We start from the raw sequence: 18,744 nt of genomic DNA, 5'->3' as shown, positions 1-18,744 counted from the left end.
AAATTTTAATGGCTATGTATACATCGCAAAATATAGGTATGTTTAGTAGAACAGATTTCAATAGTGTACATGTAACGCTTGCTTCACCTAGTGATGTTTTAGCTTGGTCTTATGGAGAAGTTTTATTGCCAGACACTATAAATTATAGAAGTTATAAGCCTGAATTAGGAGGGCTTTTTTGTGCTCGTATATTCGGTCCTCTAAAAGATTATGAATGTCTGTGTGGTAAGTATAAAGGAATGAAATACAACGTAATAGTATGTGATAAATGCGGAGTTGAAGTAACATCAGCAAGTGAAAGAAGACGTAGAATGGGACATATTATGCTTGCGGTACCAGTAGTTCATACGTGGTATTTTCGTTCTTTACCTTGTAGGATAGGGTTATTGCTTGATATTTCTGCATCAGATTTAGAAAAAATAATATATTTCGAGAATCACATAGTATTAGAGCCTTCTAATACTCAGCTTAAAAAAGGCGATATCATTTCAGAAATGGAATTTAAGGATGCTACTAGACAATGTGAAGATGGATCGTTTAAGGCTGGCACGGGAGCAGAAGTAATAAAGTATTTGCTTTCTGATCTTGACGTAAAATATGAACGCAAACGTATTCTTGAAGCCATATCTCAGACGGGTTCGGAGCTTAAAAGAACCAAACTGAAGAAGCGATTATCGATAATTGAAGATTTTATTGAGTCTAAAAATTCTCCTTCTTTCATGGTATTGGATGCACTTCCAGTAATGCCGCCTGATCTTAGACCTCTTATTCCGTTAGAGGGTGGAAGATTTGCTACTTCTGATTTAAATGAACTTTATCGTAGAGTTATTAACAGGAATAACAGGTTGAAGAAGCTTTTAGATTTGAATGCTCCCGATATTGTTGTATGTAACGAAAAGAGAATGTTACAAGAGGCAGTTGATACTCTTATAGAAAATAAAGGTAATAGAGTTATGGGAAGGAGTGTCAAGAGACCTCTGAAATCTCTAACGGATATGCTAAAGGGAAAACAAGGTAGATTTAGACAAAATCTTTTAGGAAAACGTGTAGATTATTCAGGTCGTGCAGTGATAGTTGTAGGACCCAATCTTAGGCTACATCAATGTGGATTACCATACCATATGGCGATAGAGCTATTTAGACCTTTTTTGATAGCTGCATTAGAAAAGTCAGGTAAGGTAACAACTTTTAAAAAGGCAAAATATTTGGTAGAGCGACATGATCCGGTAGTCATGAAGATATTACCTCAAGTAGTCAGAGATCATCCTGTACTTTTGAATCGTGCTCCTACACTTCATAGACTTGGTATTCAAGCGTTTGAAGTTGTGTTAGTTGAGGGAGTTGCAATTAAGTTGCATCCTCTTGTATGTGCTGCATTTAATGCAGATTTTGATGGAGATCAGATGGCTGTACATCTGCCAATTACAATAGAAGCCCAAATTGAAGCATTACTATTAATGCATTCGTCTAAGAATATTTTAAATCCAGCGAATGGGCAATGTATAATGACTCCAGCGAAAGATATGGTGTTAGGTTTATACTATTTAACGCTAGGTATGGATGAAGAGGAAGGTGCTGAAGTGCCGATATTTTATTCCATTCAAGATATGAAATTAGCTCTATTTCATAAAAAAATTCCATTACATAAAAAAATCAACTTTAGAAAAAGACTTTATGATATTGACGGAAATGTAATCATGAAGGTTATTACAACAACACCTGGAAGAGTACTAGTAATGGAAAAATTGCCTGATCATCCTGAAATACATATAGAATATGCAAATAGAGTTCTCACAAAGAAAGAGATTGGAGAGCTTGTTGAGCATATCCATGAATTTACTTCATTAGATTTTGTAGCAGAGTTTCTTGATGCAATAATGGAATTAGGTTTTCGTTATGCAACAATTTCCGGAATTTCTATATGTAAAAATGATTTAGTTGTTCCCGATTCAAAGAAAATGCATATAGATGTAACAACAAAAGAAATCGAACTTTATGAACAACAGTATCAAAATGGTTTTATTACTTCCGGTGAGAAGTATAACAAAGCGGTAGATGCGTGGTTAAGATGTAACGAAAGTATAGGTAATGATGTGGTATTCGCTTTACAAAGTGATGCCAAAGCTAGGGGTAACGGATTATGGATGATGATTGCGTCAGGAGCTAGAGGTTCTCCTGCTCAGTTGAAACAAATATCTGGTGCTCGTGGACTTATTGCTCGTGCTGATGGTACTATTATTGAAACTCCAATACTTTCTAATTTTAAAGAAGGACTTACTCCTATAGAGTATTTCCTCTCTACTTATGGGGCTCGTAAGGGGTTAGTTGATACTGCACTGAAAACTGCTGATTCAGGTTACTTAGAGAGAAGATTGATTGATGCTGCACAAGATTGCGTAGTGAATATGTATGACTGTGGTACAGAAGAATTTTTAAGTTGTTCGGCAGAGATAGATGGTGGAGAGATGGTATCTACTTTTGCAGCTATGGCATCTGGAAGAGCGTTAGCCCATGATGTATTTAGTAGAAATGATGGTAAGCTTCTTTTATCTAAAGGGAAAGTTCTTAATCCTAAAGATATTGTACTACTTGAAGAAAATGGTATTGATTCGATAGGTGTAAGATCTTCTTTGTTTTGTAAAGCTCCTAATAGCGGCATATGTAGTGTTTGTTATGGTGCTGATTTAGCATATAAGAGTGATAGGTTAGTAGATTTGGGGACACCAGTTGGTGTAATAGCAGCTCAATCTATTGGTGAACCTGGTACTCAGCTTACTCTGAGAACTTTCCATATAGGTGGTGCGGTGCAACAATCAGACGTAGAATCGTTTGTTGTTAGCTCACATAATGGTATCTTACGGGTCAAGCATCAAAATTTTGTCACTCGTAAGAATGGAGAAGTTATTGTAATGAGTAGAAATTGTGAAGCCGTAGTTGTAGATGAAGTCAATTATCCTAAAGCAGTTTATAAAATTCCTTATGGTTCTAGGATGTTGCTTAGGGATGGAGATAGAGTTACGATTGGTACTACTATCGCTGAATGGGAGCCTTTAACGGTTCCTGTAATTACGGAAAAGAAAGGAAGGGTGAAATTTGTAGATTTTGTAGACGGAGTAACGATTAATGAAATTTTTGACGATATTACTGGTCGTGTTACAATTGTAGTAACAGAGTGCAATAGAAGAGATGTGAAATTAGAGCCTAGTATCATGATTTTAGATGAGAATAACGACCCTATAAGATATGCGGATGACACGATAGTTAGGTACCGATTACCAAAAGACGGGGTATTAAGTGTAACGGAGGGACAGGGAGTAGAGGTAGGAGATATTATGGCGAGAGTACCAAAAGGCTCGTCTAAAGCAAGGGATATTATAGGAGGATTACCAAGAGTAGTAGAACTATTCGAAGCAAGAGAACCAAAAGAACACTCAATTATAAGTGAAGTAGATGGAGTAATAAGCTTTGGAAAAGATTATAAATCTAAGAAACGACTTGTAGTAAAACCTGCAGATGGAAGTGATAAATTATATGAATATTTTGTTCCTAGATATAGAAATATAGTTGTAAATCCAGAAGAATTTGTAAAACGTGGAGCTTTATTAGTAGAGGGTGATGTCTCTCCTAGTGAGATCTTAAGCGTGCTTGGTAAAGAAGCTCTCGCTAGATATATGATATCCGAAATTAAACAAGTCTATAGATTACAAGGTGTCAACATTCATAATAAACATATAGAGGTATTATTACGTCAGATGATGGGAAGAATGGAAGTAGTTAAGTCTGGTGGCACAAATTTAGTCGAAGGTGAGATTATAAGCGAAGACGATTTGATTCGCTCTCAGAAAAATGCAAAACTCCTTACCTATCACTTCATCCCTCCACAGGTTAAAACTGTATTACAAGGAATAAGTAGCATAGCTGTAACTAATCCTTCTTTCTTGGCTGCTGCTTCTTTCCAAGAAACTACTAATGTTCTAATTGAAGCCGCGATAAAAGGGAAAAGAGATTATGCTCAAAGTTTGAAAGCTAGTATTATATGTGGAAAGCTTATTAAAGCTGGTACGGGCTTTCACTATGATTTAATGGTCAAGAATGCCGATCAAATTATAGAGGATTTAGAGAAAAAAGAGGCTGAGCAAACTGCTGCGAAAGTTATGAATCAGGTTGCTTCTAGTGTAACTGCTAAAAGGGCACAGTAACTCTTTTTTATATGATAGTAATATGTAATCGTTTTGCATAACTTCTTATTGTATTAAATTTTGGTGTATTATATAATTTTATCATAAGCTTTAAGAGAAGCTAACGATTTGATTTATTAATAATATGTATAATAAGGTTGTTATAGTAGGAGCAAAGCGTAGTCCGATTGGTACACTCTGTGGTAGTCTAAAGAAGCTGCATGCTCATGAGATAGGTATACAGGTGATTGACAAGTTGCTATTAGAAGTAGGGCTTAAACAGCAAGAAGTCACCGAAGTGATTGTAGGTCAAGTATTAACAGCATTATGTGGACAAAATCCTGCTAGGCAACTTTCTATAGGCGCTAAAATACCAATACATACCCCAGCTTGGCTTGTAAATCAGGTATGCGGTTCTGGTTTAAAAGCTATATATCTTGGTATGAATTCTATATTGAATTCTCACAGTGATGAGAAGAGCATAGTAATAGCTGGAGGTCAAGAAAGTATGTCTAAGGTACCTCATGCTACGCATTTACGTAATGCTGTAAAGCTTGGTAATGCTTCATTGCAGGATGTTATGATATTTGATGGTCTTTTGGATCCATTTAATAATATTCATATGGGGATTACCGCTGAAAATCTTGCGGTAAAATATAATATCAACCGTCAAGAACAGGATTTTTTTGCTACGAAATCACAAGAAAAAGCAAATGTTGCTAGAAAAAATGGTGCTTTTCTCGATGAAATAGTTCCAATTGTTATGCAAGATCATAAAAAAGATGAAATAGTGTTCTCTTCGGATGAATCAGTGAAATCAAGTGATCTTGAAAAAATCTTTACTCTTCGTCCTGCTTTCCAAAAAAATGGTACAGTAACGGCTGGAAATTCTTCTCCTATCAATGATGGTGCAGCGTATGTTGTTCTTACATCTGAATCTTATGCCAAAAGTAGAAAATTACCTATACTTGCTACAATAGAATCATTTGCTCAATCAGGTGTTGAACCTTCTATTATGGGTATAGGTCCCGTTTTAGCATCACAAAAAGCACTGCAGTATGCCGGATGGAAAGTTGCAGATTTGAATTTAATTGAAGCGAATGAAGCTTTTGCTGCTCAAGCAATAGCGGTAAATAAAGAAATGTTATGGAATGAAAGTATAGTAAATGTCAATGGAGGAGCAATTGCTTTAGGGCATCCAATAGGGGCTTCAGGTGCTAGAATACTAGTAACGCTTATACATGCCTTACGTAGAAGAGGCGGAGGAAAAGGATTAGCTACTTTATGTGTAGGTGGCGGTATGGGAGTAGCCATGTGTATTACAGTGTAAATTATGTAGTAGCACTGTTTTATCACGTTTATAAATTGTGTTAATATTTGACCTTGCCAATGTAGTATACTAGCCTTCTATCGGTAATATTGTTTGTAAGTTGTAATAATGAAAAAATTACTGTCAAAGTATAGAACTCATATATCGACCGAATTATCAATAGATAACATTGGGCAAGAGATTACAATATCCGGTTGGGTTAGAACCAAGCGTGATCATGGGAGGCTATGTTTTATCGATTTACATGATGCTCATGGTATAATACAATGTGTAATTTCGGATGATTCTGAGAGTAATGCGTTAGTAGATTTAGTGAAGAGTATCTCCGTTGAAAGCGTAATTACAGTAAAAGGTCTTATTGTAAAGAGAGCTGAGAATAATATGAATAAGGCTCTTAATTCTGGTGAAATTGAGGTGCTAATAAAATCTTGTAATGTATTATCGCAAGCTGCTCTACTTCCCTTCGATTTAAGTGCGTCTGACGTATCTGAACAATTGCGGCTTAGATATAGATTTTTAGATCTTAGAAGGGAGTGGATGAGGCAAAGAATGTTATTAAGAAGCGACGTTATACGCTATATCAGAAACAAGATGTTCGAAAATGGCTTTACTGAATTTCAAACCCCAATTTTAACCGCAAGTTCTCCAGAAGGTGCGAGGGATTTCTTAGTACCAAGTAGGCTACATCCAGGTAAGTTTTATGCTCTCCCTCAGGCACCTCAAATGTTTAAGCAACTTGTTATGTATTCAGGTTTTGATCGCTATTTTCAAATTGCACCATGTTTCAGAGATGAAGATAGTAGAGCTGATAGGGCTCCAGGTGAATTTTATCAATTAGATATAGAAATGGCATTTGTAGAGCAAGATGACGTATTAAATACTATAGAGCCTATAATAAGAGATATTTTTGTAAAATTTGGAGGAGAAGAAAAAGTAGTAAAAGGTGTTTTTCCGAGAATTTCTTATGATGATGCTATTCTTATGTATGGAACAGACAAGCCTGACTTGAGGATAAATATAAAAATATGTGATTTTACGGCGGAATTTAAAAATTCTGATTTCTCTATATTTAAAAATGCAGTTCAGAGTGGAAGCCTTATACGTGTAATTCCGGCAAAATGTCAAGGACAACCACGTTCATTTTATGATTCTATTTCTCAATTCGCAGAAAAAGAGCTTGGAGCAAAAGGGTTAGCTTATATTACATGGGGTGATGATGGAGTATTTAAAGGGCCTATAGCTAAATTTATTACTGGAGAAGTACTAAATAAAATTCATTCTGAAGGAATTTATAAGGAATTTGATACATGTTTTTTTGTATGTGATACAAAACAAAATGCAGAGAAATTATCTGGCAAGCTAAGAGTGAAAATTGCAGAAATGCTTAATATGATTGATGAAAATAAATTTGCATTTTGTTGGATAGTAGATTTTCCAATGTATGAATTCTCAGATGGGATAGTTTTTTCTCACAATCCATTTTCAATGCCTATAGGAGGGCATGAAGTGATTGATAATGCGCGATCTACGGAGGAAATGCTTACTATCAAAGGATATCAGTACGATATTGTCTGTAATGGTGTTGAATTATCAAGTGGAGCGATAAGAAATAATGATTTAGAGTTGTTGTATAAATGTTTTGAAAAAGCTGGATATAATAGAGATACTGTAAGTGATAATTTTAAGCCTATTGTAACAGCTCTTAAGTACGGAGTACCTCCACATGGTGGTATAGCTCCTGGTATTGATAGAATGATTATGTTATTGGCCGGAGAAAAACATTTGAGAGATATAATATTATTTCCACTTAATCAGAATGGAGAAGATACATTAATGGGTGCTCCAACAGCTCTCACACAACAACAATTACGTGAGATGAGGAGTATGCTTAGAGAGCTTATTGTTAGAAATTAATAGGTATATGGGGTTAATATCACTCTTTATGTTTTTGTCGTTACTACAATAGAATTGCTGATGCAATCAACAACAATTGTACTACCTTCTATTATATTTTCATTCAACATTATATTAGCAATTTTTTGCTTCACTTCTGTTTGTATTAATCTTTTTAGAGGGCGTGCTCCGTATGTACTATCATATCCGTTACTAGAAATCCACGAGATAGCAGCTTCGCTAACTTCAAAGCCGATTGCTTTTTCATATAGCATTTTAGAGAATTTTTTAAGTTGCAATTTAGTGATTTTAGCAACGTCGTCTAGAGTTAATCTATGAAATATTATCGTTTTGTCTATTCTGTTAATGAATTCTGGCTTAAAAAAGTTTTTCATATTTTCATATGTGGCATTTTCTATTTCTAGTTCATTCATTGATTTAGATAATATAAATTCTGAGCCGATATTAGATGTCATAATTATTATGGTATTTCTACAATCAATCGTTCTTCCTTGTGAATCGGTGATTCTTCCATCATCGGTAATTTGCAGAAATATATTAAATATATCGTAGTGTGCTTTCTCGATTTCATCAAGTAAAACAACTTGATATGGTCTTCTACGTATAGATTCAGTTAATAGTCCACCTTCATCATATCCAACATATCCCGGAGGAGCTCCTATTAATCTCGATATAGAATGTTTTTCCATATATTCAGACATATCTATACGTAACAAAGCTCTCTCATCGTTAAATAAAAATAATGCTAAAGCTTTAGCAAGTTCTGTTTTTCCAACTCCTGTTGGACCAAGAAATAAGAATACACCAATAGGTTTATTTGGTTCAGATAATCCAGTTCTTGAAAGTATTACAGCATTACTAATTGCATCTATTGCCTTTTCTTGTCCTATTACAAATTCTGATAGATGTTCTTTCATTCCTAGAAGTTTTTGTTTTTCTGTTTCTATTAGAGAATTTACTGGTATTCCTGTCCATTTTGAAATGATGGAAGCTATTTCAAACTCATCTACTACCTCTTTTAAAATTTTACTTTCTTTGCTAGAGAATTCCGCTACCTTAGTTTCTATTGATGGTATGATATCATATTTCAATTCTCCTGCTTTAGTAAAATCTCCTTCTCTTTCTGCTTTTTCCATTAAGATTTTAGCTTTTTCAAGCTGTTCTTTTAGTAATTTTCGTTCTTCTAAATACCTCTTTTCAGCACTCCAAGTGGAAGCAATGACAGAACATTGCTGCTGTAGCTCTTCAAGGGTTTTGTTTATCTTTTCAATACGTTCCATTACTTGTTCATTCTGCTCTTTCATTAGTGCAGCTTTTTCAATTTGCATTTGCATTATTTTTCTTTCTACATCTTCTAATGCCATTGGCTTGCTTTCAACTTGCATTCTAATATGGCTTGCAGCTTCATCTATAAGATCTATAGCTTTATCAGGTAGAAAACGGGAATTTATATATCTATCCGATAGCTTTGCAGCACTGATTATAGCATTATCTGATATATGAATTCCATGATGAGCTTCATACTTTTCTTTTATTCCTCTAAGTATCGATATAGTTTCTTCTACTGTGCACGGAGATAAATAAATGGGCTGAAATCTTCTGGCAAGTGCAGCATCTTTCTCTATATATTTTCGATATTCTACGAGAGTTGTAGCTCCAATACAATGTAATTCTCCTCTAGCAAGTGCTGGTTTTAAGAGATTAGATGCATCCATTGTTCCTTCAGCAGCTCCTGCTCCAACAAGTGTATGCATCTCATCTATAAACAGTATGATATTTCCAATCTCTGATACTTCGTTTAATACGGTCTTTAGCCTCTCTTCAAATTCTCCTCTAAATTTAGCACCTGCTATTAACGCTCCTAAGTCTAATACCTTTACTGAGACATTATGTAAACTTTCTGGGACATCTTTTGCAATAATCCTTTGAGCTAATCCATCTACGATAGCTGTTTTTCCAACTCCTGGCTCTCCTATAAGGACTGGATTATTTTTGCTTTTACGTGCAAGTATTTGTATTGTACGTCTTATTTCTTCATCTCGACCTATTACCGGATCTAACTTACCATCACGTGCTTTATCTGTAAGATCTACTGTATATCTCTTGATAGCATCCATTATGTCTTCTGCATTTTGAGAGGTAATTTTTTTTGACATTCGATAAGATTTTAAAATTGCAATTGCGTTACTTTCATTTATTTGAGACTCAGATACAACCGTACTATAAGTGCATGCAAGAGCTATAAATAGTACTTCGCTAGTAATAAATGCATCGTTATGCTCTTTTGTTAACATTTCTGCTTTTGCTACTACTTTAGCTAGTGCATTCGACATATTGAGGTTATGATTTATATCTATAACGACCGGTAATTTTTGTAAATTCTCTTCTATTTTATGAAGTAGCTCTTCTTTTGTGATATTTGATGAAGCAAGTATTGCTAATATTATAATGTTGTCGTGTTGTAATAAACCATATGTTAAATGCTCTGGAGTAATAGTTTGGTGATTAGAATTTAAAGCTTTAGATTGAGCATCTCTAAACGCTTCTAGAGCTTTATTAGTGAATCTTTCTTGTTTCATTGTGCGAATATATACATTAATTATAAGTATATTTATGTTGCGGAAAGATATTTTCAAATGAAAACACTGTACTACCTAATATCCATTACTTTATGTAATTGTATTGAGACAATTGCATTATGTTTCATTGCAATTTTGATAGTTTTATCAATATTTCGCTTGTTCTTTTTTAAATCATATTCATCCATTGGTTGCACATATACAGGAATATTAAATGCTTGTTGTCCAATTTCTTGAATATCATCATATCCTTCTAGATGACAAGAAATGATAAATTTTAGAGCGATTGTTTTTTGAAGTACATCTTCTCTTATGGGATGATATACTTTATTTGTTATCTTAGGAGAACATACTATCGTAGTATTATCCGGTATTTTGAAATATAATGTTCCATTTGTCTCAATTTGAACTTCAAAGCCATTTTCTTGTAAAATTTCGCACAGAGCTCCGATATTTTGTCTAAATGGCTCGCCTCCAGTGATAACTACCAAAATTTTATCAATACTAGGTAAAGTTTTTCCATCAGTGAAAGAAGTAATTTTACTCCTTTCATGAAGTACCTTCTTTAAAATATTTTGAATTGTAAGCTGTGTATATCGATCGAATTTGGTATCGCAAAAAGAGCAAGCTAGATTGCATCCACTTAATCTAATAAATATAGCTACTCTTCCAGCGTTAGGACCTTCTCCTTGAATAGTAGAGAAGATTTCCGTTACTTTAAGTTGCCTCCCATCTTTATTTTCTATACTTAATTTTTCATTCTCTCCAAACATACTATGTATTGGATTTTTTATTATACGTCATACAGTGTGCTGTAAATAACTTTAATAGGCAAGTGCTGTAAGTTATTCAACAGGATGTTCACATTTTTCTTTCCAATCTTGAACTGCACTTTTGATAGCTTCTTCTGCAAGTATAGAACAATGGATTTTGACTGGTGGTAAAGATAATTCTTCTAATATATCTTCATTCTTAATATTCAAAGCCTCATCTATAGTTTTACCTTTTAATAACTCTGTTGCATATGAACTAGCTGCAATAGCAGAACCACATCCAAATGTTTTAAATCTAGCTTCTTGTATGATATTATTTTGCGGATCTACTTTAATCTGTAATTTCATCACATCCCCACAAGATGGAGCTCCCACTAGACCAGTTCCAACATTTTTCTCATTTTTTGAGAATGAACCTACATTACGCGGATTGTCGTAGTGATCAATTATTTTGTTATTGTATGCCATATGTTTAAATATTAATTATAAAATTATAAAGATTGCTTATGTAATAGTTCAGTGATCGCTTTTCCAATTTATTGAAGAAAGATCGATGCCATCTTGAACCATATCCCATAACGGACTCATATCTCTTAATTTTGAAACGGCATTCTTTACAGATTGTATTGTTATATTAACTTCTTCTAATGTAGTGAATCTACCAAATCCAAATCTTATTGAAGAATGAGCTAAATCTTTATCTCCACCTAAAGCTTGAACTACGTAAGACGGTTCAAGAGAATTTGATGTGCATGCCGATCCTGAGGATACTGCAATATCTTTTAGTGCTAGTATCAAAGATTCCCCTTCCACATATGCAAAACTAAGATTTATACAGCCTGGATAGCGTTCACTAATACTTCCATTCAGTATTACATGTGGTATTTCAAGCATCTCTTGGATAAAATATCTCCCTAGAGACGATACATGCTCATAGTCCTTTTGCATATCCTGAAGTCCATATCTAGCAGCTTCTCCCAAGCCTACCACGAGTGGAGTCGGTAACGTTCCTGACCTCATTCCTCGTTCTTGTCCGCCTCCACTCATTAAAGGGTGTAATCTTACTCTTGTTGGTTGTTTACTGATAAAAAGAGCTCCTATCCCCTTGGGGCCATATATTTTATGACCTGAGATACTTAGCATATCAATACACATTTCTTTGACATTTATTGGTAATTTACAAAATGCTTGAGCTACATCTGTATGAAACATTACGCCTTTTGCTCTACAGATTTCTCCTATTGATTTTATTGGTTGTATTACTCCTATTTCATTATTTACCATCATTACGGATACTAATATGGTATTAGGCCTAATAGCATTTCTTAAAGTATCAAGATTAAGTATTCCGTTTGCTTCAACCGGCAGGTAAGTTACTTCAATTCCCTCATCTTCTAAACTTCTACAAGAGTCTAAAATGCATTTATGTTCAGTAACTAAAGTGATAATGTGGTTTTTTTCTTTGTGAAAGTTTTTATGGTAAAATCGTGCAACTCCCTTGAGTGCAATATTATTAGATTCTGTAGCCCCGGAAGTGAAAATAATTTCATCAGGAGATGCATTAATAACACTAGCAACGGCTAATCGTGCTTCTTCTACAGCATTTTCGGACTCCCATCCAAACGCATGACTTCGAGAATGGGGATTACCAAATTTCTCTGAAAAGAATGGTAGCATTACCTGTAACACCCTTGGATCTGTTGGGGTAGTTGCTTGATAATCCATATATATTTTATTTCTTGTCATTCTAGTAATTATAAATTTGTTTTTCATGAAGTGACTTTTGAATACATACTTTTCCATGAATTGATAAAAGTCTCTATCTCAGCATCTGTATTCTTCCTTCCTAAACTGATTCTAATAGTACTTTTCGCTTCTTCTAATGAATATTTCATTGCTAATAGAACGTGAGAAGCTTCCGTTATTCCAGAAGAGCAAGCTGCACCTATACCAACTGAACATTTCATCATATCTAATATTATTGCTTGAGTATTATTATCTACTCCTGTTATTCCAATACATGATGTGTTTGGTATTCTTTCTGCTTTATTTCCTACAAGAAAAATCCTGCTAATATCCAAAGAAGTACTGTATTCTAGTAATTTTTTCTCAATTTTATTTCTTAAAATTCTGACATTAGTATCCATTTGTTGGACTTTCTGAGAGATATTTTGTAGTGCAATTTCAAGAGTTACTATACCTATCGAGTTTTGAGTACCAGGTCTTACACCATATTCTTGTTCTCCACCATACATTATTTTTTGTATAGGCATGCGATTTCCAAATATCAGGCAACCTGTGCCTGTCATCGCTCCTATTTTATGCCCACTAAATGTAATGTAATCTGCTTTTATCTCATAAAAGGAGAGAGGTATTCGTGTTAGTGCTTGTGATATATCAGTATGGAGTATGCATTCATACTTTTGAGTAAGTGCATATATTTCTTTAAATGGATGAATAATGCCTGTTTCGTTATTTGCATACATTACAGATATTGCTACTTTATCACTATGCTTTTTGAATTGAGTAATCGCTCTCTCTAACTCAGATAGATCAAGTGTTCCATTTGGTTGAACATTTATTACTTCATGCTTTGCTGCGTGTTTAATTGGCTCTAGAACAGATTTATGTTCAGTAGCAGATGTAAGTATATTGTAATTATTATGTGTTAAACTATTGATCACAATATTATTTGCTTCTGTTCCGGAAGATGTGAAAATTACATTGTAAAGCTTCTGATCGCATTCAAGCGCTTCTAGTATATTTGTTCTTGCAGAATTTAGTTTTCGCTTTGCATCTTCGCCATAAGAATGTGTAGATGATGCATTTTGTGGTTTTCCTTCTATTTTCCTCAAGAAAGCTAATACATCTTCATCTAGATATGTAGTAGCGTTATGATCTAGGTATATCATTACTATACTGAGAAATAATTTTCCGCATTAAATTACATCCAGAACTGTCCTTAATGGAAGGTAGGTTTATAGAGTGAAGATAATCTTTGATATGTTTTTCCATACTGCTCCATAATTCATGTGTTTCACATTTTTGATTGTTTTTCATACACCCATATTCTCCGTTACATCTAGTCAATTTTATTCTTTCTCCGGTAGCCATAAGAATCGACAAGAGAGAGATTTGATTAGCAGGTTTTACGAGAGAGTATCCTCCACCAGGACCTTTAGCAGCTTTGAGAATTCCATTCCTTCTCAATTTTGTACATATTACTTCAAGATATGAAAGTTCTATGAAGTGCTTGTCAGCGATGCTTGATAACGTTATATACTTACCTTCGTTACTTTGTAATTCCAATAAAGCTATTACCGCATATTGTGTTCTGGTAGTGATAAACATATAAGGCTATCGAAGCATACGTACTATACAACTTTTATATGTCGTTCATATAATAGTCAACTTTTTTAGTCATGTATTTGAGAATGAAGATTTTATCAGGTAAATGTAAAGGTTTTTCGATCATGACATCTACTGTACAAAACGTTTCAGGTTACAAACCAACGAAAAGCATTATAAAAGAAGCCGTATTTAATATACTGCGTAGTAGTTCTATGGTACTTGAAAAGAGTAATTTTCTTGATGTTTGTGCAGGTACGGGAGCATGCTCACTTGAAGCCCTTTCAAACGGAATTAATGCCGTTACAATGATAGAAATGGAAAAAAAAGCCTATTCTCAAATACTTACAAATGTTGCGAGGTTCACGAAAATATACGTAGAATTCAGCAATTCGATTGAAGTGATAAAAAATGATTTCAGAAATATAATCCCGCATCTAAAGCAAATGTACGATATATTGTACTTTGATCCTCCATATGAAGTATCAATAAGTAATGTGGAACACATATCGAGATTGTTAACTCGCTTTAATATTATGAAAGAAGGTGGAATGATATTTTATGAAGTACCATCAAAAGATGCATTAAATGTAGTTAAGATATTAACTGAATCACATAAACAAATGTATAATGTAAAACAAAAAAAGTACGGAGATACAACATTAATATACATGATATATCGCTCAAATATGTTGAATTAATTCAACAAATCTTTTTTTATAATCAAGTTCTAAATTTAGAAAATATCCACTAAACGCAAATGTTTTAACTATTGCTGCATCGTCATGTATTCCTCTTTTTGAGAGGCATGAGTGAGAAGCTGATATATATACCGCTGTACCATGTGGTTGTAATACTTCGTCGATTGCATCTAATATTTGTTTTGTAAGCCTCTCTTGTAGTTGTAATCTATGGGAATACATCGATACTAGTCTCGAAATTTTACTGATTCCAACTACTGCATTTTTAGGAATGTATGCAATAACAGCATGCCCTATTATTGGAGCGATGTGATGTTCGCAATGAGATTCTACCTTTAAATTTGTGAGAGAGATCATATCACTATATCCTGCAGTTTCTGTAAAAGTTTTTCCTAGTATCTCGTGATGATTTTGATAATATCCGCTAAAATATTCCTTGAATGCTTTGATTACTCTCTTTGGAGTCTCTAATAATCCTTCTCTTTCAGGGTTTTCTCCTATATATTCGAGTATTCCTCTTATTGCACTTTCGATTTCATGTTCTTTTGTTTTTGACATTTCTCTTTACGTAAATTTTAATTAATCTTGGATTATGCATACGTATTTATCATTATGAATAACAGTACAGATAAAATAGATCTACAGCAATATTTTGACGATGTACGATGTTGGTATTTTACAAAATACCTATCGCAATATAGAGATTTTGTTTACTTGTCAATAGTATTACTTTTAGTTTCTGCTGCCCTAGCATTAAATATCTCAACGTATTTGAATGGTGCTCAGGTCAAAAAACGATCATTTGTACTATACAACGAAAATGCAGCTCTTACTTTAAAAAAAGTAAGACCATTGAATGTACAATCTGATATTAATGCTTCTATTGCAGAATATATACTTCAACACTACGTAATCCTGAGAGAAACGTACACTCCATCATTAATGAATGAAAAATTGAGAGAAAATACGCTGAAAAAAGTATTTGCTATATCTTCAGAAATGGTTGCAGATGATTACAGAAGTATTATTGAACCAAGCGAAAATTCTGATAGTCCAATATTACTTTATGGAAATTCTAAAAGTAAGGCTATTACTATGATTCGAGTTATGTTTTTACCTTATAATGATGTACCTTCAAATTGTATTGTAGAGTTTGAATCATGCGAAAAGGATGTATTGGGAAATGTTCAGAACATTCAAAAATCTAGAATACATATCGAATTTCAAATGTCAGATGCGAGCGCTGTACTTCGTGGAGATAGTGAATTTGGTTTCCTAGTTGTGAGGTATGAAGTAATGTAAGTTTATAAGCTAGTGCAATAATTGAGGTTTACTTTATTTATAGCTTTCACTATACTCACGCTATCTTGTAATTGTGTGTTCCTACCATGAATTTACTTGAAAGTTACATCGAGAAAAAAAGAGCAATATCAGAACAACATCCTCGTTTTAAAAGTGGTGATACACTAAAAGTTCATGTCAGAATTAAGGATGGTAATAACGAGCGTATACAAATAGTTCAAGGTATTTGCATAGCCCGTCATAACAATGGCTTCTCATCTACTTTTAGAGTCAGAAAAATAGTTGATGATGAAGGAGTTGAGAGAGTGTTTTTGCTTCATTCTCCAATAGTAACTAAGATAGAAGTGATGAAAGTAGGACGTGTGAGACGCGCTAAGTTGTACTATCTTAGAAATTTAAGAGGGAAAGCAGCTCGTATTAAGGCTGAGAATAACTATTCGCGTAGTAGTAAGTAGCATGTCTTTTTATTAACATATCTTATTTTTAATTTTAATATGAAAGGTAGTAAGAATGTAGTACTGGTGGGAATGATAAAGCTTGTAGTCCCAGCGGCTGCTGCGACTCCTTCTCCCCCTATAGGGCCAGCTCTTGGTCAGAAGGGTCTTAATATAGCTGCTTTTTGCAAGGAGTTTAATGATAGAACTTCTGGGATGAAAAAGGGAACTCCAATACCTGTAATGATTCAGGCTTATTCTGATCGTTCCTTCAAATTTGAAATAAAACAGCCTCCTGTTTCTTTCTTATTGAAAGAAGAAGCAAAACTTGAAAGTGGTGCAAAAGCTCCTGGGCGTGATGAATTTATCAAAATTACAAAAGAAGCTGTACGAAGGGTTGCTACTGTTAAAATGGAGGATATAGGAGTAGATGATTTAGAAGCTGCTATGAAGGTTGTCGAAGGTACTGCTAGATCTATGGGGCTGTGCGTGGAAGATTAAAGGATGTACCCTCGAATATTCGTTGATTCTCACTGTCATTTGAATTTTGATATTTTTGTAGGAGAGCTACCATCTTTGATAGAGAGTGCGCATCGTGCTGGCGTATTTCTTCTGAATACTATTTCTACTAAAAGAAGTGAGTGGGATGATGTGTGCAGTATGGCAGAAGTGAATGATAGTATCTTTTGTACAATAGGAGTTCATCCATTAAATGTTGTAGAAGATAATGTTACAGTATGTGATTTTGAAAAATATTTGTCACATCATAAAGTGATAGGTATAGGAGAAATTGGTTTAGACTTTCATTTATCAGATGTTGATAAATTAAAGCAAATTAGTGTATTTGAGCATCAATTAGAAGTATCTGTAATGCACGATTTACCAGTCGTTATACATCAGAGAGAAGCACACAATGAAATGTTAGAAGTGCTTCGAAGATTTAAGGGAAAGGTAAGAGGGGTAATGCATTGTTTTACCGGCACATATGATATGGCTATTAGCTATATAGAATTAGGTTTTTACATATCATTTTCGGGAATTATAACTTTTAATAGTGCTGATATGTTACGAGAGTGTGCTTCAAAAATACCAATAGATAAGATTCTCATCGAAACAGATTCTCCTTATCTCGCTCCCGTTCCTTATAGGGGAAAAGTAAATTCTCCAGCAAATGTTATAGAAGTAGCAAGAAAAATTGGGCTAATACGTAAGATGAGTATAGAAGAAGTAGGTAAAATAACTACGAATAACTTCTTCACGTTATTTGGTAAAAAGAATAAATGTGAACAGTTTTTTTAAAAATTTAAGCTTTTATTGAATTTCGAGTAATTGTATTATCTTTGATGTTCTTTAGGTTTAATTGGCTCTCCTTTTTTATACTCATTCTCCGATGGTGTCTTTGATACTTCTTTTACGATATTACTCACTTTATCAAGGGGTGGAGATTGATCTGCTATTCTTTTCTGTTCTAATTCTAATTTATATGTTACTACTTGCATTTGTTTCATTATTGCTTGAAGTTTATCTTGTAAAGAATCCTCTCTTTTAAGTGATTCTATGTGTTTTTTTTGCAACTCATTTTTTTCTTCTATATGTTGTAGTTCTAACTCTTTTTGCTTAATTTGCATTTGTTGTAGCTCTAATTCATTATTTTCTCGTAATTGTTTCTCAGTTATTGTTTTATCTTTTTCCGTTTCTAGCTGCATTTTTAATGATTTCGTTTCTGCTATAAGTTGTTCTAATTCATTTTCTTTTATTATCTTTTCGTCCTTGTTTTGTGAGAGTTCTTGCTGAGCTCGTTGTAGTTCTTGCTGAGTCTTTTGAAGCTCTTCTTTGTTTTGTGAGAGTTCTTGCTGAGTTTTTTGTAGTTCGCTCTCATTTTGTGTCAGTTTATCCTGAACTTGTTTGAGTTCTTCATTGTGTTTGTTCTGAGCTTCTTGGAGTTCTTTATCGTGTTTATCCTGAACTTGTTTGAGTTCTTCATTGTGTTTGTTCTGAGCTTCTTGGAGTTCTTTATCGTGTTTATCCTGAACTTGTTTGAGTTCTTCATTGTGTTTGTCCTGAACTTGTTTGAGTTCTTCATTGTGTTTGTTCTGAGCTTCTTGGAGTTCTTTATCGTGTTTATCCTGAACTTGTTTGAGTTCTTCATTGTGTTTGTTCTGAGCTTCTTGGAGTTCTTTATCGT

The 18,744-nt window shown here is 34.0% G+C and carries 16 protein-coding genes; 8 read left to right on the top strand and 8 right to left on the bottom strand.

Going from position 1 to position 18,744, the window contains the following annotated elements; all coding sequences use genetic code 11:
- Positions 1 to 14: 14 nt before the first annotated feature.
- From rpoC to aspS, 3 genes are all read left to right on the top strand, one after another.
- A complete protein-coding gene (rpoC, locus tag Fokcrypt_RS02735; protein WP_410519736.1) occupies positions 15 to 4,199 on the top strand; it encodes a DNA-directed RNA polymerase subunit beta' in 4,185 nt (1,394 codons plus the stop codon).
- Between the two features lie 124 nt (positions 4,200 to 4,323).
- Positions 4,324 to 5,508, top strand: a complete 1,185-nt coding sequence (locus Fokcrypt_RS02730) for an acetyl-CoA C-acetyltransferase (RefSeq protein WP_323722007.1) — start codon at positions 4,324 to 4,326, stop codon at positions 5,506 to 5,508.
- Positions 5,509 to 5,628: 120 nt separating this feature from the next.
- Positions 5,629 to 7,422 carry an aspartate--tRNA ligase gene (gene aspS / locus Fokcrypt_RS02725; protein WP_323722523.1) on the top strand — a complete coding sequence of 598 codons (1,794 nt, stop codon included), beginning with the start codon at positions 5,629 to 5,631 and terminating at the stop codon, positions 7,420 to 7,422.
- A 26-nt stretch (positions 7,423 to 7,448) separates the two neighbouring features.
- Here aspS and Fokcrypt_RS02720 read toward each other — a convergent pair whose 3' ends face one another.
- The 6 genes from Fokcrypt_RS02720 to Fokcrypt_RS02695 all read right to left on the bottom strand — a co-directional run bounded on the left by Fokcrypt_RS02720 (position 7,449) and on the right by Fokcrypt_RS02695 (position 14,125).
- The gene (locus tag Fokcrypt_RS02720; protein WP_323722006.1) at positions 7,449 to 10,001 is read right to left on the bottom strand and encodes an ATP-dependent Clp protease ATP-binding subunit; all 2,553 of its coding nucleotides are present in this window, start codon (positions 9,999 to 10,001) and stop codon (positions 7,449 to 7,451) included.
- Positions 10,002 to 10,072: 71 nt separating this feature from the next.
- Entirely contained in the window at positions 10,073 to 10,774 is a 702-nt protein-coding gene (locus Fokcrypt_RS02715; RefSeq protein WP_323722005.1) for a 7-carboxy-7-deazaguanine synthase QueE, read from the bottom strand.
- Between the two features lie 72 nt (positions 10,775 to 10,846).
- Entirely contained in the window at positions 10,847 to 11,242 is a 396-nt protein-coding gene (iscU, locus tag Fokcrypt_RS02710) for a Fe-S cluster assembly scaffold IscU (protein WP_323722004.1), read from the bottom strand.
- A 48-nt stretch (positions 11,243 to 11,290) separates the two neighbouring features.
- A complete protein-coding gene (locus Fokcrypt_RS02705) occupies positions 11,291 to 12,520 on the bottom strand; it encodes an IscS subfamily cysteine desulfurase (protein ID WP_323722522.1) in 1,230 nt (409 codons plus the stop codon).
- Between the two features lie 23 nt (positions 12,521 to 12,543).
- A complete protein-coding gene (locus Fokcrypt_RS02700; RefSeq protein ID WP_323722003.1) occupies positions 12,544 to 13,686 on the bottom strand; it encodes a cysteine desulfurase family protein in 1,143 nt (380 codons plus the stop codon).
- Positions 13,667 to 14,125, bottom strand: coding sequence for an Rrf2 family transcriptional regulator (locus Fokcrypt_RS02695; RefSeq protein WP_323722002.1), 459 nt, complete (start codon positions 14,123 to 14,125; stop codon positions 13,667 to 13,669). Before Fokcrypt_RS02695 ends, Fokcrypt_RS02700 begins: the two co-directional genes overlap by 20 nt.
- A 71-nt stretch (positions 14,126 to 14,196) precedes the next feature.
- On the opposite strand from Fokcrypt_RS02695, the gene Fokcrypt_RS02690 reads away from it, so the two are divergent.
- Positions 14,197 to 14,823 carry an RsmD family RNA methyltransferase gene (locus Fokcrypt_RS02690; RefSeq protein WP_323722001.1) on the top strand — a complete coding sequence of 209 codons (627 nt, stop codon included), beginning with the start codon at positions 14,197 to 14,199 and terminating at the stop codon, positions 14,821 to 14,823.
- Here Fokcrypt_RS02690 and folE read toward each other — a convergent pair.
- Positions 14,806 to 15,381, bottom strand: a complete 576-nt coding sequence (gene folE / locus Fokcrypt_RS02685; RefSeq protein WP_323722000.1) for a GTP cyclohydrolase I FolE — start codon at positions 15,379 to 15,381, stop codon at positions 14,806 to 14,808. The genes Fokcrypt_RS02690 and folE overlap by 18 nt on opposite strands.
- A gap of 54 nt (positions 15,382 to 15,435) precedes the next feature.
- Between folE and Fokcrypt_RS02680 the strand changes: the two genes are divergently transcribed.
- From Fokcrypt_RS02680 to Fokcrypt_RS02665, 4 genes are all read left to right on the top strand, one after another.
- Positions 15,436 to 16,125 carry a VirB8/TrbF family protein gene (locus Fokcrypt_RS02680; RefSeq protein ID WP_323721999.1) on the top strand — a complete coding sequence of 230 codons (690 nt, stop codon included), beginning with the start codon at positions 15,436 to 15,438 and terminating at the stop codon, positions 16,123 to 16,125.
- 86 nt (positions 16,126 to 16,211) lie between these two features.
- Entirely contained in the window at positions 16,212 to 16,580 is a 369-nt protein-coding gene (gene rplS, locus Fokcrypt_RS02675; RefSeq protein ID WP_323721998.1) for a 50S ribosomal protein L19, read from the top strand.
- 39 nt (positions 16,581 to 16,619) lie between these two features.
- On the top strand, positions 16,620 to 17,060 hold the full coding sequence (gene rplK / locus Fokcrypt_RS02670; RefSeq protein ID WP_323721997.1) for a 50S ribosomal protein L11: 441 nt from the start codon (positions 16,620 to 16,622) through the stop codon (positions 17,058 to 17,060).
- Between the two features lie 3 nt (positions 17,061 to 17,063).
- Positions 17,064 to 17,858, top strand: coding sequence for a TatD family hydrolase (locus Fokcrypt_RS02665; RefSeq protein ID WP_323721996.1), 795 nt, complete (start codon positions 17,064 to 17,066; stop codon positions 17,856 to 17,858).
- A gap of 35 nt (positions 17,859 to 17,893) precedes the next feature.
- Here Fokcrypt_RS02665 and Fokcrypt_RS02660 read toward each other — a convergent pair.
- A partial coding sequence (locus tag Fokcrypt_RS02660; RefSeq protein WP_323721995.1) for a coiled-coil domain-containing protein occupies positions 17,894 to 18,744 on the bottom strand: 851 nt, incomplete at its 5' end.

Origin of the sequence: Candidatus Fokinia cryptica (assembly GCF_034359305.1) — a bacterium.
Lineage (GTDB): Bacteria > Pseudomonadota > Alphaproteobacteria > Rickettsiales > Midichloriaceae > Fokinia > Fokinia crypta.
This window is presented reverse-complemented; position numbering and strand designations above follow the sequence as displayed.

Bases quoted from the DNA above. Each gene is read 5' to 3' on its own strand.
- iscU (WP_323722004.1), bottom strand. From the start codon at position 11,242: ATGGCATACAATAACAAAATAATTGATCACTACGACAATCCGCGTAAT.
- Fokcrypt_RS02695 (WP_323722002.1), bottom strand. From the start codon at position 14,125: ATGTTTATCACTACCAGAACACAATATGCGGTAATAGCTTTATTGGAA.
- Fokcrypt_RS02680 (WP_323721999.1), top strand. From the start codon at position 15,436: ATGAATAACAGTACAGATAAAATAGATCTACAGCAATATTTTGACGAT.
- Fokcrypt_RS02700 (WP_323722003.1), bottom strand. From the start codon at position 13,686: ATGATATACCTAGATCATAACGCTACTACATATCTAGATGAAGATGTA.
- rpoC (WP_410519736.1), top strand. From the start codon at position 15: ATGTATACATCGCAAAATATAGGTATGTTTAGTAGAACAGATTTCAAT.
- Fokcrypt_RS02690 (WP_323722001.1), top strand. From the start codon at position 14,197: ATGTATTTGAGAATGAAGATTTTATCAGGTAAATGTAAAGGTTTTTCG.
- folE (WP_323722000.1), bottom strand. From the start codon at position 15,381: ATGTCAAAAACAAAAGAACATGAAATCGAAAGTGCAATAAGAGGAATA.
- rplK (WP_323721997.1), top strand. From the start codon at position 16,620: ATGAAAGGTAGTAAGAATGTAGTACTGGTGGGAATGATAAAGCTTGTA.
- Fokcrypt_RS02715 (WP_323722005.1), bottom strand. From the start codon at position 10,774: ATGTTTGGAGAGAATGAAAAATTAAGTATAGAAAATAAAGATGGGAGG.
- Fokcrypt_RS02730 (WP_323722007.1), top strand. From the start codon at position 4,324: ATGTATAATAAGGTTGTTATAGTAGGAGCAAAGCGTAGTCCGATTGGT.
- Fokcrypt_RS02720 (WP_323722006.1), bottom strand. From the start codon at position 10,001: ATGAAACAAGAAAGATTCACTAATAAAGCTCTAGAAGCGTTTAGAGAT.
- Fokcrypt_RS02665 (WP_323721996.1), top strand. From the start codon at position 17,064: ATGTACCCTCGAATATTCGTTGATTCTCACTGTCATTTGAATTTTGAT.
- Fokcrypt_RS02705 (WP_323722522.1), bottom strand. From the start codon at position 12,520: ATGACAAGAAATAAAATATATATGGATTATCAAGCAACTACCCCAACA.
- rplS (WP_323721998.1), top strand. From the start codon at position 16,212: ATGAATTTACTTGAAAGTTACATCGAGAAAAAAAGAGCAATATCAGAA.